The sequence below is a fragment of the Flavobacterium sp. N2038 genome, assembly GCF_025947185.1.
In the GTDB taxonomy this organism is placed as follows: domain Bacteria; phylum Bacteroidota; class Bacteroidia; order Flavobacteriales; family Flavobacteriaceae; genus Flavobacterium.
The window spans coordinates 814,193-832,274 of sequence record NZ_CP110001.1; the positions used below are offsets into that span (position 1 = coordinate 814,193).

Consider the following 18,082-nt stretch of genomic DNA (forward strand, 5'->3'; position numbering starts at 1 on the left):
TTTTGAGTCTGATCTGTTTTGATTTGGGCAAAAGAAATCTGGTTTGTTCAAAAAATAATTTTGACAAATGACAATTAATAAAAGTAAGAGAAGATTTTATGTTAACGAATTATCGTTTTCATTTGGGAAAATGATCCACGGTTTGAAGGTTTTAGCTTCTTCAAATTCCAGGGTCGCATATGAAATGATAATGATAATGTCGTCTTTTTGAACCTTTCTTGCTGCAGGACCATTCAGTGTGATTTCACCTGAATTTTTTTCTCCTTTAATAGCATAAGTTTCAAAACGCTCTCCATTATTGATGTTAACGATTGATACTTTTTCGCCTTCAATGATGTTTGAGGCTTCCAGTAGGGTTTCATCAATAGTAATGCTGCCAATATAATTTAAATCGGCACCAGTTACTTTTACTCGATGAATTTTTGATTTTATAACTTGAATTTGCATGCTGCAAAGGTAATTTAATTAAATGAAATGGTGTCAATTAACCTTATAGAATTAACAAATACCGCTATAAACGCACGGTACTTTTTGTCTTTTATTTTATGATCAATTGATAATAATGTGGATTCGTCAGCAATTACGAAATATTCGAGGTCAAATCTTTCGTTATCTTTAAATGAATCTTCTACAAATTTTATGGTTTCTTCAGGAGTCCCGGTCTGGAAAATTTCTTTTGCTTCGTTCAGAACTTTGTAAATAATAGAAGCTTCTTTTCTTTCTTCGGCTGTTAAACGTTCATTACGCGAACTCATTGCCAGGAGATTTTCTTCTCTAAAAATTGGGCAGCCTACCACGTTTACGTTCAGGTTGTTTTTTTCTACCAGTTTCTTGACAATTTGCAATTGCTGAAAGTCTTTTTCTCCAAAATAAGCATTGGTTGGGGTTACAATTTCAAAAAGACGTTTTACGATAGTTCCAACTCCGTTAAAATGGCCGGGTCTGAATTTTCCTTCCATTTGATTTTCTAATCCATCAAAATCAAAAGATTGTGAAACGGTTTGTCCTTCGTAAATATCTTCAACCGATGGTGCGTATAGGATTATTTTGTCACTTAAACCTCGCATTTTTTTTACATCTTCTTCAAGAGTGCGTGGATATTTTTCAAGATCTTCAGGATTGTTGAACTGTGTAGGGTTTACGAAAATACTTACAACCGTATCATCGTTTTCTTTGAGTGATCGTTGCATTAATGCCAGATGCCCTTGGTGTAAAGCTCCCATGGTTGGTACAAACCCAATAGTGGAGTTTGCGGTTTTGATAGTTTTTAAATAAGCTATCAGAGCTACTTTGCCGTAGAAAATATGCATGGCGGTAATATTAAAATTTAGTGCAAACATAATATATTAGTTATAAACTGCATAAATTTTTGTAATTTTGCAACGTTTTTATTACCAAAAATTAAGTAAAATACTATTATGAAAGATAAGAGGATATTATATGTATCATCTGAAGTCGTGCCTTATTTGGCTGAAAATGAGGTTTCTTTAATGTCTTACGATGTTCCGAAAATGATTAATGACCAAGGCGGTCAGATAAGAATTTTCATGCCAAGATATGGAAACATCAACGAGAGAAGACATCAATTACACGAAGTCATTAGGCTTTCAGGAATGAATTTGGTAGTGAATGACTTAGATATGCCATTGATTATCAAAGTAGCTTCAATCCCTAAAGAAAGAATACAGGTTTATTTTATCGATAATGATGAATATTTTAAGCGTAAAGCAACTTTTGCTGACGAAGAAGGTGTTTTGTATCCTGATAATGATGAAAGAGCAATCTTTTTTGCAAAAGGTGTTGTTGAAACAGTAAAAAAATTAAATTGGGTACCAGATATTATTCACGTACATGGCTGGCTGGCTTCTATGCTTCCAATTTATATGAAGCATTATTATAAAAATGAGGCTTTGTTTTCTGAAACTAAAATTATTACATCAGTTTATGGTCAGTCGTTTGATGAGAACTTAGATTTAGAAATGATTAATAAGGTGAAATTTGACGGTGTTCCTCACGATGCTGTTGCAGATTTAGAAACACCTAATTACGAAAATGTATTAAAAGCTAGTATATTACATTCTGATGGTGTTATTATAGCCTCAGAAAATGTTTCTCCAAGTTTAACAAAATTTATAGAATCTTCAGGAAAACCTTTTTTACCTTTCGCCTCGAAAGATGCATTCGCTGAAGCGTATACAAATTTCTATAGAACATTTGGTCTTTAAAAATTAACTTTATTATTAAACATGTGTAATACTTCTTTTATTAAGAAAATTCTATTAGTAGCAACAGTTGTTCTTTTATATTCTTGCGATAAAGATTTTAATGCGATTGGAGATGATTTAATCGGAGATAATCATTTTGATTTAGTGCCGCAGGATTACGGTGTCGTAGCTTATAATCAGGAGATAACTCCAATTCAGTCAAATACTTTGAATGTTAATGGTTTGGGTATTTACGATAATCCTGTTTTGGGTACAACAACAGCAAATTTTTCGACTCAGGTTTCTTTGGTGGCTTATGCACCAACTATTGGAGCAGATCCAGAAATACAAAGTGTAACATTGAACATACCTTATTTTAGTCATGTGATAGCTGCTAAACCTGAAGGTGGTAGTACCTATGCGCTGGATTCTATTTACGGTTCTCCACAAGGAAAGCTTAATTTAAGTATTTATGAATCTGGGATTCAGATGCGTGGTAGTTTTTTTGACAATGGCACCCAATATCCGCAGTTTTATTATACAGACATGGATACGAGTACAGATCCAAACTATCTCAATTTTAATACGTCTAAGATACCTTATATTGCTACTGGTAAACCATTAAATGATGATGCTAGTGATGCTCAAAACACAAAATTCTTTTTTGATTCAGAAGAAGTTGTAGAAAAAACTACAGATGCAGCAGGGTGGTAACCACAAAAAGAACCGTTCCCGCAATGAATTTAAACTTAAATAAAGCTTTTTTTCAGGATAAAATCTTAAAAGCTGCAGCTTCAAAGTTAGCAACACCAGATGCTTTTCAGGAGTATTTCAGAGGGTTGTATTTTAAAGTTGAAAGAGCAGATGGAAGCCCAAGTAATATGGCTTTGATGAATTTTGCAAAAGGTAAAATTACCATTAAGTATAAAGCAAAAACAGCAAGTACAAGTGATGCTGCAGATACTACAGAGGATAAGTCTTTGGAGATAAGCTTGACCGGAGCAACAGCAGGCTTGCTTAAGGATGATAAGAGTGCAGAATATTCAGAGGCAATAAAAACAGCAAATATAAATGTAACAACAGGAGACCAGAGACTTTATTTAAAAGGTGGTCAGGGATCGTTGGCAGTTATAGAGCTAAAAGATTTTGGAGCACAACTGGAAGAGATTAAAAAAAGCGGATGGATGGTAAACGAGGCTAATTTAGTGTTTACTATTGATGCAGATAAAATGGCTGTAAAAGGTTCAGATAATTTGCAGGCAAAAGAACCTAGAAGAGTTTTATTTATACGACTTAACAAATAATGTACCTCTTGTTGATTATACAGCCGACAGATCAACAAGTTTGTCTGCTAGTGATCCAAGTATGAGTAAGATTATTTTTGGTGTATAATTAATCGTGATCCTGCTACAAAAAGAGGAACTACCTATAAAATTAGATTAACTCAGCATGTTCGTAATCTTATTAAGAGCTCAACTGCGGTTAATGTTAAATTAGGTTTAGTTGTTATTGATGATATTAGTATCACAGCATCAAATAAATTGAAGGTGAAGAACGATGTCATTTCAGATGCACCAAGAGCAACAGTTGTAGCTCCGTTAGGAACAATATTATATGGTAATAATATTCCTTCGACAGATGCGAATTACAGCAAGAGATTAAAGCTCGAGGTTTACTACACGAAACCAAATTAATAAATATATATGTGTGGAATTGTTGGATATATAGGTCACAGAGAGGCCTATCCTATTGTTATTAAGGGGTTAAAGAGGCTCGAATACAGAGGCTATGATAGCGCCGGAGTGATGTTGTTTGATGAGTCTGGAGTAAAAGTTTGTAAAACAAAGGAAAGGTTTCTGACCTGGAAGCTAAAGCAAAAGATAATCTTACCACAAACGGAACGATCGGAATTGGACATACGCGTTGGGCAACGCATGGTGTTCCAAATGATGTGAACTCACATCCGCATCTTTCTAATTCAGGTGAATTGGTAATTATTCATAACGGTATTATTGAAAATTACGCTCCGCTTAAAGAGGAGTTGATAAAAAGAGGTTATACTTTTAAATCAGATACAGATACTGAAGTCTTAGTTAATTTAATTGAAGAAGTTCAGAAAAACGAAAACATCAAATTAGGTAAAGCAGTTCAGATAGCTTTAAACCAGGTTGTTGGTGCTTATGCTATTGCTGTTTTTGATAAAAAGAATCCTGACGAAATTGTTGCTGCAAGATTAGGTAGCCCATTAGCAATTGGTGTTGGTGAGGGTGAGTACTTTATTGCATCTGATGCATCTCCTTTTATCGAGTATACTTCAAATGCGATTTATCTTGAAGATGGTGAAATGGCAAATATTCGTTTGCACAAACCACTTAAGGTTAGAAAAATAAAAGATGACTCATTAGTTGATCCTTATATTCAGCAGCTTCAAATGAATTTGGAGCAAATCGAAAAAGGAGGTTATGATCACTTCATGCTTAAAGAAATCTATGAGCAGCCAAGTGTTATTAAAGATACTTACAGAGGAAGACTTCATGCAAATGAAGGAATTGTTCAGATGGCAGGTGTTGAGGATAATCTTGAAAAATTTCTGAATGCTAAACGAATTCTAATCGTGGCTTGTGGTACTTCATGGCACGCAGGATTGGTTGCAGAGTATATTTTTGAAGAGTTCACGAGAATTCCTGTTGAAGTAGAATATGCGTCTGAATTCAGATACAGAAATCCTATTATCAATAAAGACGATGTTGTTATTGCTATTTCTCAATCTGGAGAAACTGCTGATACCATGGCGGCTATTAAATTGGCAAAAGAAAACGGTGCTTTCGTTTTTGGAGTTTGTAATGTTGTTGGATCATCTATTTCAAGAGAAAGTCATGCAGGTGCTTATACACATGCAGGACCGGAAATCGGAGTAGCTTCTACAAAAGCATTTACAACTCAGATCACGGTTTTAACTATGATCGCTTTGAAATTAGGAAAAGCTAAAGGAACTTTGTCAAACCCTGATTTTCATGCTTATTTACAAGAATTAGAATTAATTCCTGAAAAAGTAAGCGAAGCATTAGAGACTAATGAGAGAGCAAAAGAAATTGCAGCAGCTTTTAAAGATGCTCCAAATTGTCTTTATTTAGGTCGTGGGTATAATTTTCCGGTTGCGCTTGAAGGAGCATTAAAACTTAAAGAGATATCGTATATTCATGCTGAAGGATATCCGGCAGCAGAAATGAAACATGGTCCAATTGCTTTAATTGATGAGCATATGCCGGTTATTGTTATTGCGCCTAAGCAAGGACATTACGATAAAATTGTAAGTAACATTCAGGAAATTAAATCTAGAAGCGGTAAAATTATCGCAGTAGTAACTAAAGGAGATACTCAGGTTCGCGAATTAGCGGATTATGTAATCGAAATTCCTGAAACTTCAGATGCATTGTCACCGCTTATTACTACAATTCCATTACAATTGCTTTCATACTATATTGCAGTTATGAGAGGATGTAATGTAGATCAGCCACGTAACTTAGCAAAATCAGTTACAGTAGAATAGTATATTTTAAAATACAAATAATGTTAAAAAAGCGAGATTTAGGTCTCGCTTTTTTTTATTATCAAATTTTTTTTCTGAGTGGTGTATTTTTATTAAATCCGCAAAAAAGACTGAAAATTTAATATGTATGCATAGTATTGAAGTGGTTCTGTGTTTATTATTTGATATTACCCCAATAAAATCAATTACGAAATAGTTAAAATTGTAACTAAATTTATACTGATTATGAGTTTTTTTTAACGTTTTTTTATAAATATTAAAATTATTTGTATTTTGGCTTAATCAACTGAAATTAACTATTTTAAAAAAACTAACCAAAAACTAACCCTAATGAGAGTCTACTTGCTAATTATGTTGTTTTTTAGCGGAATATCTTTTGCGCAAAATACAATAACCGGTTCAGTTACTGATGGTAACAAACAATCTATTCCTGGTGCCAATGTAAATGTTGTAGGCAGTACTACTGGAGCTTCAACCGATTTCGACGGTACCTTTAAATTAAATACTACTGCCAAGCCACCATTTTCTATTAAAGTGTCTGCTGTTGGTTTTGAGACTAAAACGATTAGTATTACTTCTGCAAATCAAAAAGTAGATGTAGTGCTAAAAGGTGAAGAAACAAAACTTGATGAAATTGTCGTTTCGGCCTCAAGAACTCCGGAAAGAGTTTTAGAATCTCCTGTTACAATTGAAAGAATGGGAATTCAGGAGATCAAGAAAACAGCTTCGCCATCTTTTTATGATGGTATGGAGAACATGAAAGAGGTACAGATGAATACGAGTAGTATGACTTTTAAATCTGTTAATACCAGAGGATTTGCTACTGTTGCAAATACACGTTTCATGCAGTTGGTTGACGGGATGGATAATTCATCACCTTTATTGAATTTCGTTTTAGGGAACATGATTGGTGTTTCTGAGATTGATGTTCAGAGCGTCGAGTTACTTCCGGGGGCATCATCTGCTTTGTATGGGGCAAATGCTTTTAACGGAATTTTATTCATGACCAGTAAAAGCCCATTTACAAATCAGGGAATTTCTACTTATTTTAAATATGGTATGACTTCGCAAGATGCGGCGGGGACAAATGGTTATTATGATTTTGGTCTTAGAATGGCTCATGCTTTTAATAAGTATATAGCGGTGAAGGCTAATTTTACTTACATGGAAGCTACAGATTGGTACGCTACAAATTATGATGATAAAACGAGAGCAGGGATAGACAGGACGGATCCAAATTATGATGGTATCAATGTGTATGGTGATGAAGCTTCTACAAATATAAAAGGAGTTGGACAAAAATTAGAAGCTATGGGCTTGATTCCGGCTGGAGCATCTAATCTTCTTCCAAATTCAAATGTAAGCAGAACCGGATATAATGAAACGGATTTAACTAATAATAAAGCAGGGAATACAAAAATTGATTTCTCTTTTCATGGCAGACCTTTTGGGGATGAAAGATTAGAGATTATCTGGCAAAGTAAATTTGGTATGGGTAATGCCGTGTATCAGGGAGCGAACAGATATTATTTAAACAACTTTTTTATGCAACAGCATAAAATAGAGTTCAAAGGGAAAAACTTTTTCTTAAGAGGGTATACCACTTCTGAAGATGGAGGAAATTCTTATGATATGGTTTTTACCGGAATTAATATAAATAGAAAATGGAAAGATGACAACACCTGGTTTGGTCAGTATGCAGGAGCTTTTATTCAGGGAACTTTAGGTGGTATGACACCACAACAAGCACACGCAGTAGCAAGAAGTACGGCTGATACCGGTCGTTTTTTACCGGGATCGGAACAGTTTAAAACAGCTTTTAATCAGGTTATTGACGACCCAAGTGTTCTTACAGGTTCAAAATTAGTTGATAATTCAAGAATTTATCATTCAGATGCAAATTACAATTTCAGAGATCTGATAAAATTTGCTGAGATTCAGGTTGGTGGTTCTTTTAGATTGTATGAGTTGAATTCTCATGGCAGAATTTATACAGATGCAAATGGTCCTATTAATTATAATGAATATGGAGCTTATACACAATTGATGAAAAAATTCATGGAGGACAGGCTGAAGTTTACAGGGTCAATTCGTTATGATAAATCTAAAAACTTCGACGGAAACTTTTCACCTCGTTTATCTTTAGTGTATTCGGCAGGGGAAAAGAAGAATCATAATTTTAGAGGGTCTTTCCAGACTGGTTTTAGAAATCCGTCTACTCAGGATCAATATATCGGATTTAATATTGGGAACGCTGTGTTGATTGGTTCTGCTCCTGATAATTTATCAAGATTTAGCGAGACTTTTAACTTAAGTGCAGAAGGTCAGTCCTATAGTGGCGGAAGTGCAACAAAAGTTATGACGGGTAATGATGCTTATGGTAACTCATATTTAGCAACTTCAGTAAGTGCATTTGCTGCAAAGGCAGGAAGTGATCCGGTTGCAGCCGCTGCATTGTTGAAAAAATCAACAGCTAATTATGTTAAACCTGAAGAAGTAAAAGCTTTTGAATTAGGATATCGTTCTGTTTTTGATGGCTTATCTGTAGATCTTAATGGATATTATAATATCTATAATAACTTTATTGGTAATCTTAATGTGATTTCTCCTTATTATGGAACAGCGCAAGATAATCCTAATCTTGCAGGAGGGCCAGCTGATCCGGGATTCCAATCCGTTCGTGCAATACAAAACGGAGAATATAGAACATACCAATTGTATACAAATTCAGATGTAGAAATTCATTCACTTGGTTTTGGGGTAGGGCTTTCTAAAAAAGTAATCGCAGATTATGAATTAGGGGTAAACTACAACTATGCTCAGTTTGATTTTGATCAGGCTAAAGATCCAAGTTTTGAGGCAGGCTTTAATACGCCAAAACACAGAATTAAAGTGTCTCTTGGAAATGATAAATTGTTCGAAAACTTTGGATTCAATATTAGTGGAAGATGGAACAGTGAATACGAATGGGAATCTAGTTTTGCTGATGGTACAATTAAATCGGCAACAGTTATAGATGCTCAGGTTAATTATACAATTCCAAAATTAAAATCTGTTGTAAAATTGGGTGCTGCTAATATTGGAGGAAAAGAGTACTACCAGGTAATTGGAGCCGGATTAATCGGACAGCAATATTTTGCTTCGTGGACAATCAATCCGTAATTTTTAAATGTAAATCAAAAAATGTTATTTGTGTTTCTGAATGAATAATTTGGAAACAGGTAATTATAAAATATATAAGTTATGATAAAAAATTTCAAATGGCTAGTATTGGTTTCGTTAACCTTTATGGCTTGTAATAGTGATGATGATGTTGCTGCTGTAGTTGATTCTTCTGATGGGTTGCCGTTGACTTCCGGTTCAGCTGATTTTGCAAATTATGTTGCTTTGGGAGATTCCTTTGCGGCCGGTTTTAGTGATAATGCTTTGTTTATTAAAGGGCAGCAAGGAGCATATACCAATGTTATTGCTCAGCAATTTGCTTTAATAACCAAGGCAACTTTTACTACTCCATTAATGAATGATAATATAGGAGGGTTGTTATTAGGTGGGAATGTAATCAGTGGGCCGCGTTTGTATTTTAATGGAAAAGCTCCTGTTTCTGTAGATGGAGTACCGACAACAGAGGTTACTGCACATCTTTCGGGTACTTTTAATAATTTAGGAGTTCCTGGCGCCAGAAGTTATCACTTAGTTGCTCCTGGTTATGGTAACGTGGCTGGAGTAGCAACGGGGAAGGCTAATCCGTATTTTGTAAGATTTGCAAGTTCTCCGACTACAACAGTTTTGGCAGATGCAATGGCACAATCGCCTACTTTTTTCTCATTATGGATTGGAGGAAATGATGTTTTAGGATATGCTACATCGGGAGGTACAGGTAAAGACCAGACTGGTAACATGGATCCGTCGACTTATTCAGGAAGTGATATTACAGATCCTACTGTTTTTAAAACGGTTTATACTAATATAATAAATGGATTAACAGCTAAAGGAGCAAAAGGTGTAATAGCAAACTTGCCTAATATTACGTCATTACCTTATTTTACAACTGTTCCATATAATCCTGTAGGATTAACAGCAGAGAAAGCTGCTCAATTAAATGCGGGATACGCAACTTACAACGGAGGCTTGCAGCAAATGAAAGCCTTAGGTTTATTGACTGCAGATGAAGTTGCAAAAAGAACTATAAACTTTGTAGCAGGAAGCAATCCTGTTGTGCTTGAGGATAGTTATTTGACGAATCTTTCTGCTTATAAGCTTCCTTCATACAGGCAAGCTACAAAAGAAGATTTAGTGGTTTTAACAGCTATGAATTTTATAGGGACACTTATTAATGAAGATCCGACAAAAGTAAATGGGGTTTCGGTGCCTTTAGCAGACAAATGGGTGTTGACCAAAGATGAAATTGCTGAAGTGGCTAAAGCTACTAAGTCTTACAATGAAACTATTGCGGAAGTAGGTACTGCAAAAAAATTAGCTGTTTTAGATACAGAAGCTCTAATGAAGCAAATTGCAGGTGCAGGAATTTCAGCTAATGGCTTTACAATGAAATCTACATTTGTAACCGGAGGTGCTTTTTCTTTAGATGGAGTTCATCCATCACCAAGAGGATATGCTCTAATTGCTAATAAATTTATTGAGGTTATCAACGCTAAGTACGGATCAAACTTAAATGGAGTAAACATAGGTAATTATCCTGTTATGTTTCCGAAGGTACTATAGTTATAATAAAGCCAATTTTTTTTAGGAAGAAAGTCACTCATTGATAAAATGCAGTGGCTTTTTTTTAGGAGGGTAAAAATTGCTTTTTTGCTTATTTGAAGGCTGACTTTTAGGAATCAAACAAAATGATGCTATTTTTTATGAAAAAAAAATTGATTTTATATTTTAAAAAATTATCTTTGCGCTCTGAAAAAAGAGGTATTTTCGATAAACCTAAATAGCTATTTAATAAATACATAAGTAATGTCAAAAGTAATAGGAAAAGTTGCTCAAATCATTGGACCAGTAGTTGACGTAGTTTTCAACGGTAAAGATGTTGAACTTCCAAAAATTTATGATTCACTAGAAGTCACTAAAAAAGATGGAACGTTATTAGTTCTAGAAGTACAATCTCACATTGGAGAAAACACTGTTCGTACAATCTCTATGGACTCTACAGACGGTTTGTCAAGAGGATATGAGGTAGTTGGAACTGGAAATCCAATCCAAATGCCAATCGGCCCAGACGTATATGGACGTTTATTCAATGTAATTGGAGATGCAATTGATGGTTTAGGAAACTTGCCAAAAACAGGTGAAAACGGTTTGTCTATTCACAGACAAGCTCCTAAATTTGAAGATTTATCAACTTCATCAGAAGTTTTATTCACAGGTATCAAAGTAATCGATTTGATCGAGCCTTATGCAAAAGGAGGTAAAATTGGATTGTTTGGTGGTGCTGGTGTTGGTAAAACGGTATTGATTCAGGAGTTGATCAACAATATTGCAAAAGGTCACGGTGGACTTTCAGTATTCGCTGGAGTAGGTGAAAGAACACGTGAAGGAAATGACTTACTTCGTGAGATGTTAGAGTCAGGAATTATTAAATACGGTGATGATTTCATGCACTCTATGGAAAATGGAGGATGGGATTTATCTAAAGTAGATATGCCAGGAATGAGAGAGTCTAAAGCTACTTTCGTTTTCGGACAAATGAATGAGCCACCTGGAGCTCGTGCACGTGTGGCACTTTCAGGATTATCTATCGCTGAGTATTTCCGTGATGGAGCTGGATCTGATCAAGGTAAAGATGTATTATTCTTCGTTGATAATATCTTCCGTTTTACACAAGCAGGTTCTGAGGTATCGGCACTTTTAGGTCGTATGCCATCTGCAGTAGGTTACCAACCAACTTTGGCAACAGAGATGGGTGCTATGCAAGAGCGTATTACATCTACAAACAAAGGATCTATTACATCTGTACAAGCGGTTTACGTTCCTGCGGATGACTTAACTGACCCGGCGCCGGCTACAACTTTCGCCCACTTAGATGCTACTACTGTATTGTCTCGTAAAATTGCTGAGTTAGGTATCTACCCTGCGGTTGACCCGTTAGATTCTACTTCAAGAATTTTAACTCCTCAAATTTTAGGAAACGAGCACTACGACTGTGCACAAAGAGTAAAAGAAATTCTTCAAAAATACAAACAACTTCAGGATATCATCGCGATTCTTGGTATGGAAGAGTTATCTGAAGAAGATAAACTTTCTGTATCTAGAGCGCGTCGTGTACAACGTTTCTTGTCTCAGCCATTCCACGTAGCAGAGCAATTTACAGGTATTCCGGGAGTATTAGTTGATATTAAAGATACTATCAAAGGATTTAACATGATTATCGACGGTGAATTAGATCATCTTCCGGAAGCAGCTTTCAACTTGAAAGGTTCTATTCAGGATGCGATCGAGGCTGGAGAGAAAATGTTAGCTGAAGCATAATCAAGCATAGCTTGATAAACATCAAAAAATAAAAATTCCAAATTCCAAAATTGGGATTTGGAATTTTATAATTTGGAATTTAAAAAAAAGTTATGATTTTAGATATAGTATCACCAGAGGCAAAATTATTTTCAGGAGAAGTAACATCTGTTACTGTGCCTGGAGTTGATGGAAGCTTTCAAATTTTGAACAATCACGCGCCTATTGTTTCTATTCTTGAAAAAGGAACAGTAAAAATTGCAGCACCAAGCTTTAATTTTCCTAAAGAGGTAGCGGATAAGTTTTCGAGAATTAATGACCAGACTTATACATTAGAGATTACCTCAGGTACTATCGAAATGAAAGACAATAAAGTAATTGTTTTAGTTGACTAAGGCAGTTCAAAATAAATGTAAAAAAGCCAGACAGTAATGTCTGGCTTTTTTTATGCTTATATGCGAATGGAAGAGGAGAAATGTTTAGTGAATATAATGTAAGAAAATTAACAAAAATACTTGAATAGCGAAGAAATTACACATTTTTTATGATGTTTATCTGATATATTTGTAAGTATATTAACATTTAAAGAATTTATTATGAAAAAAGTTTTTTTTGGAATGCTATTGATGGCATTAGGTTTTGGGACAATGTCTCTAACTACAAGTTCTGATTATGTTGCAAATGCTTCAATGAGCAATCACAAAGAAGTTGAAGTTGCAAAAGTTGCATTTGGTCCTACTTATACAATTCCTTGGAAAAGTTGTTGTGAATCACCGCTTACTCCTATTTATATTGACTTAGCTAAACGCGGGTATCCAGGTACAACTAATTTTACTATTAACAGTACCACAAGTACTACTGTTACTTATACAATTTGGTAATTTTTTTGGATGAATTTCAGAGTGTAATTTTTAATTGTGTTCCTTAAATTATGAATACACTGAAGCATTGTTTTATCTAATGGTAAAGGAATAGACATTTCATCTAGAATAAAAGATATTTTGAAGAGCCAGACAAAATTATGTCTGGCTCTTATTGTTTTAGTTTGATGATTTTGTACTATTGTATCATTCCCCAAAAACCGCTGGAAACATAAGCATTTACAGTAAATCCTGAAATAATTCCCCAGGCGATAATCCCGAAAGCGCTTGTTGCAAACGCTTTTGCTAATTGAAGTTTGGTACTTTTGTTTAAAAACCTGTAATAAAAGAGTGTAAAGTAAAAGAGCTGAAAGAGTAGGAAAAGCAAAGCCTGATATTTTGACGACAGGTGAAATAATAAAGAAATCGGCAAAATTAAAAGTGTATTGACCAATATACAATAGCCCAGCATATACATACCTGCAACGAGATGTTCTGTATAGTTGTAGTTTTGTTTTTTATAAAACAGCCAAAAAAAGAATGCAGTAAGAGGCAAAGCCATCATGGCCATTAAATTTGAATATTTTCTCATGAAATGAAGCATTTTTTCTTTTCGTTCATAAAGATGTATGATTTTTTCTTTTTGAATGGGATCCGAAATAGCGCTAAGTTCCTGATTTTCCTTTGGGATATCAATAGGTGGTGTTTCTTTTGGGATATTGGAAATAAAAACAAAGATGGCGGCAACCAATAAGAAAAAATTAAGCGGAGGAAAGTACTTTTTTCTTTTGCCATTTATATATTCTTTGGCTACAATTCCATTTTTTAATGTCAGATCCCTAATGAGTTGAAAAATACCTTTGTCGGCATGAGTAAAATAATGAACAACTTCGTGCAAAATTTCATGTGGATTTATACGATGTAAATTGACTTTCTGACTACAATTAGAACAATAATTAAAGTCTGGGTAATTTGGTGTTTCGCAGTTTTTACAAATGATCTTCATTTTTTCTGTTTAATAAAGTGTATAAATTAATAGGTGGTTAGTTTGTGGATTTAAAATTAGACAAAAAAATAATTAACAATTGTTTAAATTTCAAATTATAAATAATGAGAGATATCAAATCTGGGGTTTATTTAGTTTAATTTCAATTTTATAACTTTGCTTTTATGAAATTAGCTGATAATCTTACCCAAAAGCTTGAAAATCGAAAGCAGAATAACTCTTTGAGGAAATTGCCAAGTTTTAATAATCTTGTTGATTTTTCTTCCAATGATTATATTGGATTTTCCAAATCAGAATCTATTTTTAAGCTTTCGCATCATTATCTGATCGAAAATGATATCATTCAGAATGGTGCAACGGGTTCCCGGTTAATTTCTGGTAATCATTCTTTATATCAAATAGCGGAATCTTTTATTGCGCAATTTCATGATGCAGAATCGGCTTTAATTTTTAATTCGGGTTACGATGCCAATCTGGGTTTTTTCAGCGCTGTACCGCAACGAAATGATGTTATTCTGTATGATGAACTAAGTCATGCTTCTATTCGGGATGGTATTGTTATGTCGAATGCCAAATCATATAAATTCAATCATAATGATTTTGAAGATTTAGAACGATTAATTATTAAATTCCAATCTTCTAAATCTCAAATTCCAACAAACATTTACATAGTTACCGAAACTGTTTTTTCTATGGATGGTGATTCTCCAAATCTGGAAGAACTAGTCATTTTGTCCGAAAAATACAATTGCTATTTAGTGGTTGACGAAGCGCATACTTTGGGGGTTTTTGGAGAAAAAGGCGAAGGTTTGACACAATATTTGCAATTACATAATAGAATTTTTGCCAGAATCATGACCTTCGGAAAAGGTTTGGGCTGCCATGGTGCGGCCATTTTAGGAAATGCAGCGCTTAGAGAATATCTGGTAAACTTTGCCCGAAGCTTTATTTATACCACAGGATTATCACCACATTCTGTCTCTACAATTTTAACTGCATATCATCAACTTGAAATCGAAAGTGAGATGATCGAAAAGTTGCGTCAAAACATTGTATTTTTTAATCAACAGAAAAACTTGTTAGGTTTAAAACCAATGTTTGTTCGAAGTAAATCGGCGATACAATCTGCCATTATTCCGGGTAACGAAAATGTAAAACGTTTGGCGCAGCAACTGCAAGATAAAGGTTTTGATGTAAAAGCAATACTTTCGCCAACAGTGCCGGAAGGACAGGAGCGTCTTCGTTTTTGTATTCACAGTTATAATTCAGAGGGCGAAATTAATCAGATTCTTGAATTGTTAAGAAATTTCGTATTTTAGCTCGCGGATGAAACGGATTTAACGGGTTCACGCAGATAATTATGGCTGATTTATTACACAAAGAAATATCTAAACCCATTTTACAAATATTTTACGATGTCTATAATCAACTAGGCTATGGTTTTCTTGAAAAAGTGTATCAAAATGCAATGTATTTTGAATTAATAGCTCAAGGTTATAAAGTTGAAGCTCAAAAACAAATAAAAGTTTATTATAAAAATAAATTAGTTGGTGAATTTTATGCTGACTTGCTAGTTGAAGATGCTATAATTTTGGAGCTTAAAGCTTGCGAATATTTAGTCAGTTCACATATTGCCCAATTGCTGAACTACTTAAAATCGACACAAATTGAAGTTGGTTTGGTTTTAAATTTTGGAGAAACCCCGGATTTTAAACGTTTAGTTTATACGAATGACAGAAAACCAAACTTAAAAAATCTACAATAAGATATTCAATAAAGTATAGTATCAACTTTATTTTTATGAAGAATAGAATAAAGAAACTGTGACGATCAGTTAAACCCGCGTTATCTGTGGGCAAAATCCCAATTAAAAAAAAAATATAATCTTTTTGTAACGTTTTGATGATTCGATTACTTACGAGTTGTAATTACAATTTAAGATTTCAATTTTTACTTTTAAATTAATAACATGAAAAATATATTTACATCGGTAATAGTGGCAATTGCATTTGTTTTTAGTGCAACAACCCAAGCCCAAGCACAATCTCCAAAACTTGAAAATTCACTTCTTTGGGAAGTTTCGGGAAACGGATTATCTCAGCCTACTTATTTGTATGGAACAATTCACATGATCTGTTCAGGAGATTATTTTCTTTCTGAGAAAACAAAGAAAGCATTAGATCAGGTCAATAAACTGGTTTTGGAAATTGATCTTAATGACCCAAAAGAGTTAACCGAAATGCAGCAGTTAGCAATGGGAAAAGAACCGTTAAGTAAAAAACTTAATGCGGAACAATTGTCTAAACTAGATGTAATTCTGAGAAAGTCTGCAGGAATGACTGTTCAGCAAGTAGATGCTTTTAGTTTAGTGACTGTGATGAGTTTAATTTCGATGAAAACATTTGGCTGCAATGATTTGAAATTTTATGAAATGGAATTTATAGAAAAGGCAAAAAGTCGAAATATTGAAATTGCAGGTTTGGAAACGGTAAAGTCTCAGTTTAAATCTTTGGAAGATGCTTATTCTGATTCAGAAATTATTGAAATGCTGGAAGAATCAGATGTAGAGGAAACAAAACAATTGGTTGCAGACTACAAGCTCGAAAATTTAGACACTTTGTATAAAAATATCACCGGAGAAAATAAAATGAATGCTAAGGCTAAAAAATTTATGCTCGACGACAGAAACCTTAATTGGGTAAAGGCTTTACCTGAGATGATGAAAAAAGAAAGTTTGTTTGTTGCGGTGGGATCAGCCCATTTGGCTGGAGATTCAGGAATAATTAATTTGTTAAGAAAAGCAGGATATACAGTCAAACCAATAATGAATTAAGATTGTTTTGAAGGGAAAAGAACAGGAGTTTTTGAGTAAAATGGAGCGCCATAAAGGAATCTTGTATAAAGTTTCTAAAATGTATATGGACAATTCTGATGATCAGCAGGATCTTTTTCAGGAGATTGTTTGTCAGCTCTGGAAATCATACGATTCTTTTAGAAATGAAAGTCAGTTTTCGACCTGGATGTATAGGGTTGCAATTAATACGGCAATTGTTTTTTTAAAGAAAGAAAAACGTAAAGTTGATAAATATGAGATTACCTCAGAGAATATTAAAGAGGATGAGAGCGATTCTCAGTTAAAAGAAAGTCAGTTGGATCATTTTTATAAAGCAGTTCAGAAACTGGAAAAGATTGATAAGGCGATTATTTTTTTTCAGTTAGAAGGTTTTTCGCATAAGGAAATAGGAGAGAATCTTGGTATATCTGAGGGAAATGCAAGAGTGAAATTAAACAGAGCAAAAGAGAAACTAAAAGAAATTATTAAAAATCAGGGATATGGATTTTAACGATATACAAAACGCATGGAATAACGAAAAGAGCGAAAATGTTATTCTTCCTAATAATCTGGAAAAAATACAAGCCGTACATACGCCTCTCGGCAGGATTAAAAGAAATCTTAAAAATGAATTGATTTATCAGATCGTTTCAATTGGTGCAATTGGTTTTGTACCATTGTTTTACGATTTTCCCGAAAAAATGATCATTTTATATTATTTGCTCTTCAGTTTTTATGTGATGGTTTGCATTTATTATTTGATAAAGTTTTATTCTTTTTATAAAAGATTAAGTGCAATAACTTTAAAAACTAAAGACAGTTTGTACGAAACGTATTTTGATATCAGGTTAAATATGGAATTATACAAGACGTATGGGTTTGCTTTAACGCCATTTTTAATTTTGTATTTAATAGGTCTTTTTTATTACACGTCCTCTAAGGTTCCCGGATTTCTTTCTAAAGATTTTACGAATTACCAATTAATAACATTGTTTTCGGTAGTTGTTTTTACCATGATTTTTATGGGGATTTCTTTAGAATGGTGGGTAAAGAAATTTTATGGCAAGTCTGCAGAAGAAATAAGAAAAGTCATCGACGAATTGAAAGAAGAATAGAATACAGCCATCATAATTGATGGCTTGTTGTTTTTATTGATATTTTTGTACTCCATTA

15 protein-coding genes and 2 pseudogenes are annotated in these 18,082 nt (G+C 34.0%); 14 read left to right on the forward strand and 3 right to left on the reverse strand.

Annotated elements, in window-relative coordinates; genetic code table 11:
• Window positions 1-96: 96 nt before the first annotated feature.
• Entirely contained in the window at window positions 97-447 is a 351-nt protein-coding gene (gene panD, locus OLM51_RS03585; protein ID WP_026727479.1) for an aspartate 1-decarboxylase, read from the reverse strand.
• 14 nt (window positions 448-461) lie between these two features.
• Window positions 462-1,340, reverse strand: coding sequence for a pantoate--beta-alanine ligase (gene panC / locus OLM51_RS03590; RefSeq protein WP_264553038.1), 879 nt, complete (start codon window positions 1,338-1,340; stop codon window positions 462-464).
• A 78-nt stretch (window positions 1,341-1,418) separates the two neighbouring features.
• Here panC and OLM51_RS03595 point away from each other — a divergent pair, with 78 nt between their 5' ends.
• The 9 genes and pseudogenes from OLM51_RS03595 to OLM51_RS03635 all read left to right on the forward strand — a co-directional run bounded on the left by OLM51_RS03595 (window position 1,419) and on the right by OLM51_RS03635 (window position 13,091).
• Window positions 1,419-2,225 carry a glycogen/starch synthase gene (locus tag OLM51_RS03595; protein WP_264553039.1) on the forward strand — a complete coding sequence of 269 codons (807 nt, stop codon included), beginning with the start codon at window positions 1,419-1,421 and terminating at the stop codon, window positions 2,223-2,225.
• Between the two features lie 21 nt (window positions 2,226-2,246).
• Complete coding sequence (locus OLM51_RS03600) at window positions 2,247-2,918, forward strand: DUF4270 domain-containing protein (RefSeq protein WP_264553040.1); 672 nt, start codon at window positions 2,247-2,249, stop codon at window positions 2,916-2,918.
• Window positions 2,919-2,941: 23 nt separating this feature from the next.
• Window positions 2,942-3,898: pseudogene (locus OLM51_RS03605) on the forward strand (DUF4270 family protein).
• A gap of 9 nt (window positions 3,899-3,907) precedes the next feature.
• Window positions 3,908-5,754: pseudogene (gene glmS / locus OLM51_RS03610) on the forward strand (glutamine--fructose-6-phosphate transaminase (isomerizing)).
• A 330-nt stretch (window positions 5,755-6,084) separates the two neighbouring features.
• Window positions 6,085-8,916 (forward strand): TonB-dependent receptor, encoded by a 2,832-nt coding sequence (locus OLM51_RS03615; RefSeq protein ID WP_264553041.1) that lies wholly within the window; start codon window positions 6,085-6,087, stop codon window positions 8,914-8,916.
• An 81-nt stretch (window positions 8,917-8,997) separates the two neighbouring features.
• Window positions 8,998-10,476 (forward strand): G-D-S-L family lipolytic protein, encoded by a 1,479-nt coding sequence (locus OLM51_RS03620; RefSeq protein ID WP_264553042.1) that lies wholly within the window; start codon window positions 8,998-9,000, stop codon window positions 10,474-10,476.
• 243 nt (window positions 10,477-10,719) lie between these two features.
• Window positions 10,720-12,231 (forward strand): F0F1 ATP synthase subunit beta, encoded by a 1,512-nt coding sequence (gene atpD, locus OLM51_RS03625; protein ID WP_072969875.1) that lies wholly within the window; start codon window positions 10,720-10,722, stop codon window positions 12,229-12,231.
• Between the two features lie 92 nt (window positions 12,232-12,323).
• Window positions 12,324-12,605: a F0F1 ATP synthase subunit epsilon gene (locus OLM51_RS03630; RefSeq protein WP_264553043.1), complete on the forward strand. Its 282-nt coding sequence runs from the start codon at window positions 12,324-12,326 to the stop codon at window positions 12,603-12,605.
• A 201-nt stretch (window positions 12,606-12,806) separates the two neighbouring features.
• Window positions 12,807-13,091, forward strand: coding sequence for a hypothetical protein (locus OLM51_RS03635; RefSeq protein ID WP_264553044.1), 285 nt, complete (start codon window positions 12,807-12,809; stop codon window positions 13,089-13,091).
• Window positions 13,092-13,269: 178 nt separating this feature from the next.
• On the opposite strand, the gene OLM51_RS03640 is transcribed toward OLM51_RS03635, so the two are convergent.
• The gene (locus OLM51_RS03640) at window positions 13,270-14,076 is read right to left on the reverse strand and encodes a DUF3667 domain-containing protein (protein ID WP_264553045.1); all 807 of its coding nucleotides are present in this window, start codon (window positions 14,074-14,076) and stop codon (window positions 13,270-13,272) included.
• A 164-nt stretch (window positions 14,077-14,240) separates the two neighbouring features.
• Here OLM51_RS03640 and OLM51_RS03645 point away from each other — a divergent pair, with 164 nt between their 5' ends.
• The 5 genes from OLM51_RS03645 to OLM51_RS03665 all read left to right on the forward strand — a co-directional run bounded on the left by OLM51_RS03645 (window position 14,241) and on the right by OLM51_RS03665 (window position 18,024).
• Complete coding sequence (locus OLM51_RS03645; RefSeq protein WP_264553046.1) at window positions 14,241-15,395, forward strand: aminotransferase class I/II-fold pyridoxal phosphate-dependent enzyme; 1,155 nt, start codon at window positions 14,241-14,243, stop codon at window positions 15,393-15,395.
• Between the two features lie 41 nt (window positions 15,396-15,436).
• Window positions 15,437-15,841, forward strand: a complete 405-nt coding sequence (locus tag OLM51_RS03650) for a GxxExxY protein (RefSeq protein ID WP_264553047.1) — start codon at window positions 15,437-15,439, stop codon at window positions 15,839-15,841.
• A 204-nt stretch (window positions 15,842-16,045) separates the two neighbouring features.
• A complete protein-coding gene (locus tag OLM51_RS03655; protein WP_264553048.1) occupies window positions 16,046-16,909 on the forward strand; it encodes a TraB/GumN family protein in 864 nt (287 codons plus the stop codon).
• 7 nt (window positions 16,910-16,916) lie between these two features.
• Window positions 16,917-17,420: an RNA polymerase sigma factor gene (locus tag OLM51_RS03660; RefSeq protein ID WP_264553049.1), complete on the forward strand. Its 504-nt coding sequence runs from the start codon at window positions 16,917-16,919 to the stop codon at window positions 17,418-17,420.
• Window positions 17,410-18,024: a hypothetical protein gene (locus tag OLM51_RS03665; RefSeq protein WP_264553050.1), complete on the forward strand. Its 615-nt coding sequence runs from the start codon at window positions 17,410-17,412 to the stop codon at window positions 18,022-18,024. Before OLM51_RS03660 ends, OLM51_RS03665 begins: the two co-directional genes overlap by 11 nt.
• Window positions 18,025-18,082 lie beyond the last annotated feature (58 nt).

Excerpts from the sequence above, each read along its gene's own strand:
- panD (WP_026727479.1), bottom strand. The coding sequence starts at position 447 with ATGCAAATTCAAGTTATAAAATCAAAAATTCATCGAGTAAAAGTAACT.
- OLM51_RS03655 (WP_264553048.1), top strand. The coding sequence starts at position 16,046 with ATGAAAAATATATTTACATCGGTAATAGTGGCAATTGCATTTGTTTTT.
- OLM51_RS03665 (WP_264553050.1), top strand. The coding sequence starts at position 17,410 with ATGGATTTTAACGATATACAAAACGCATGGAATAACGAAAAGAGCGAA.
- panC (WP_264553038.1), bottom strand. The coding sequence starts at position 1,340 with ATGTTTGCACTAAATTTTAATATTACCGCCATGCATATTTTCTACGGC.
- OLM51_RS03595 (WP_264553039.1), top strand. The coding sequence starts at position 1,419 with ATGAAAGATAAGAGGATATTATATGTATCATCTGAAGTCGTGCCTTAT.
- OLM51_RS03635 (WP_264553044.1), top strand. The coding sequence starts at position 12,807 with ATGAAAAAAGTTTTTTTTGGAATGCTATTGATGGCATTAGGTTTTGGG.
- OLM51_RS03650 (WP_264553047.1), top strand. The coding sequence starts at position 15,437 with ATGGCTGATTTATTACACAAAGAAATATCTAAACCCATTTTACAAATA.
- atpD (WP_072969875.1), top strand. The coding sequence starts at position 10,720 with ATGTCAAAAGTAATAGGAAAAGTTGCTCAAATCATTGGACCAGTAGTT.
- OLM51_RS03615 (WP_264553041.1), top strand. The coding sequence starts at position 6,085 with ATGAGAGTCTACTTGCTAATTATGTTGTTTTTTAGCGGAATATCTTTT.
- OLM51_RS03645 (WP_264553046.1), top strand. The coding sequence starts at position 14,241 with ATGAAATTAGCTGATAATCTTACCCAAAAGCTTGAAAATCGAAAGCAG.
- OLM51_RS03600 (WP_264553040.1), top strand. The coding sequence starts at position 2,247 with ATGTGTAATACTTCTTTTATTAAGAAAATTCTATTAGTAGCAACAGTT.
- OLM51_RS03630 (WP_264553043.1), top strand. The coding sequence starts at position 12,324 with ATGATTTTAGATATAGTATCACCAGAGGCAAAATTATTTTCAGGAGAA.
- OLM51_RS03640 (WP_264553045.1), bottom strand. The coding sequence starts at position 14,076 with ATGAAGATCATTTGTAAAAACTGCGAAACACCAAATTACCCAGACTTT.
- OLM51_RS03620 (WP_264553042.1), top strand. The coding sequence starts at position 8,998 with ATGATAAAAAATTTCAAATGGCTAGTATTGGTTTCGTTAACCTTTATG.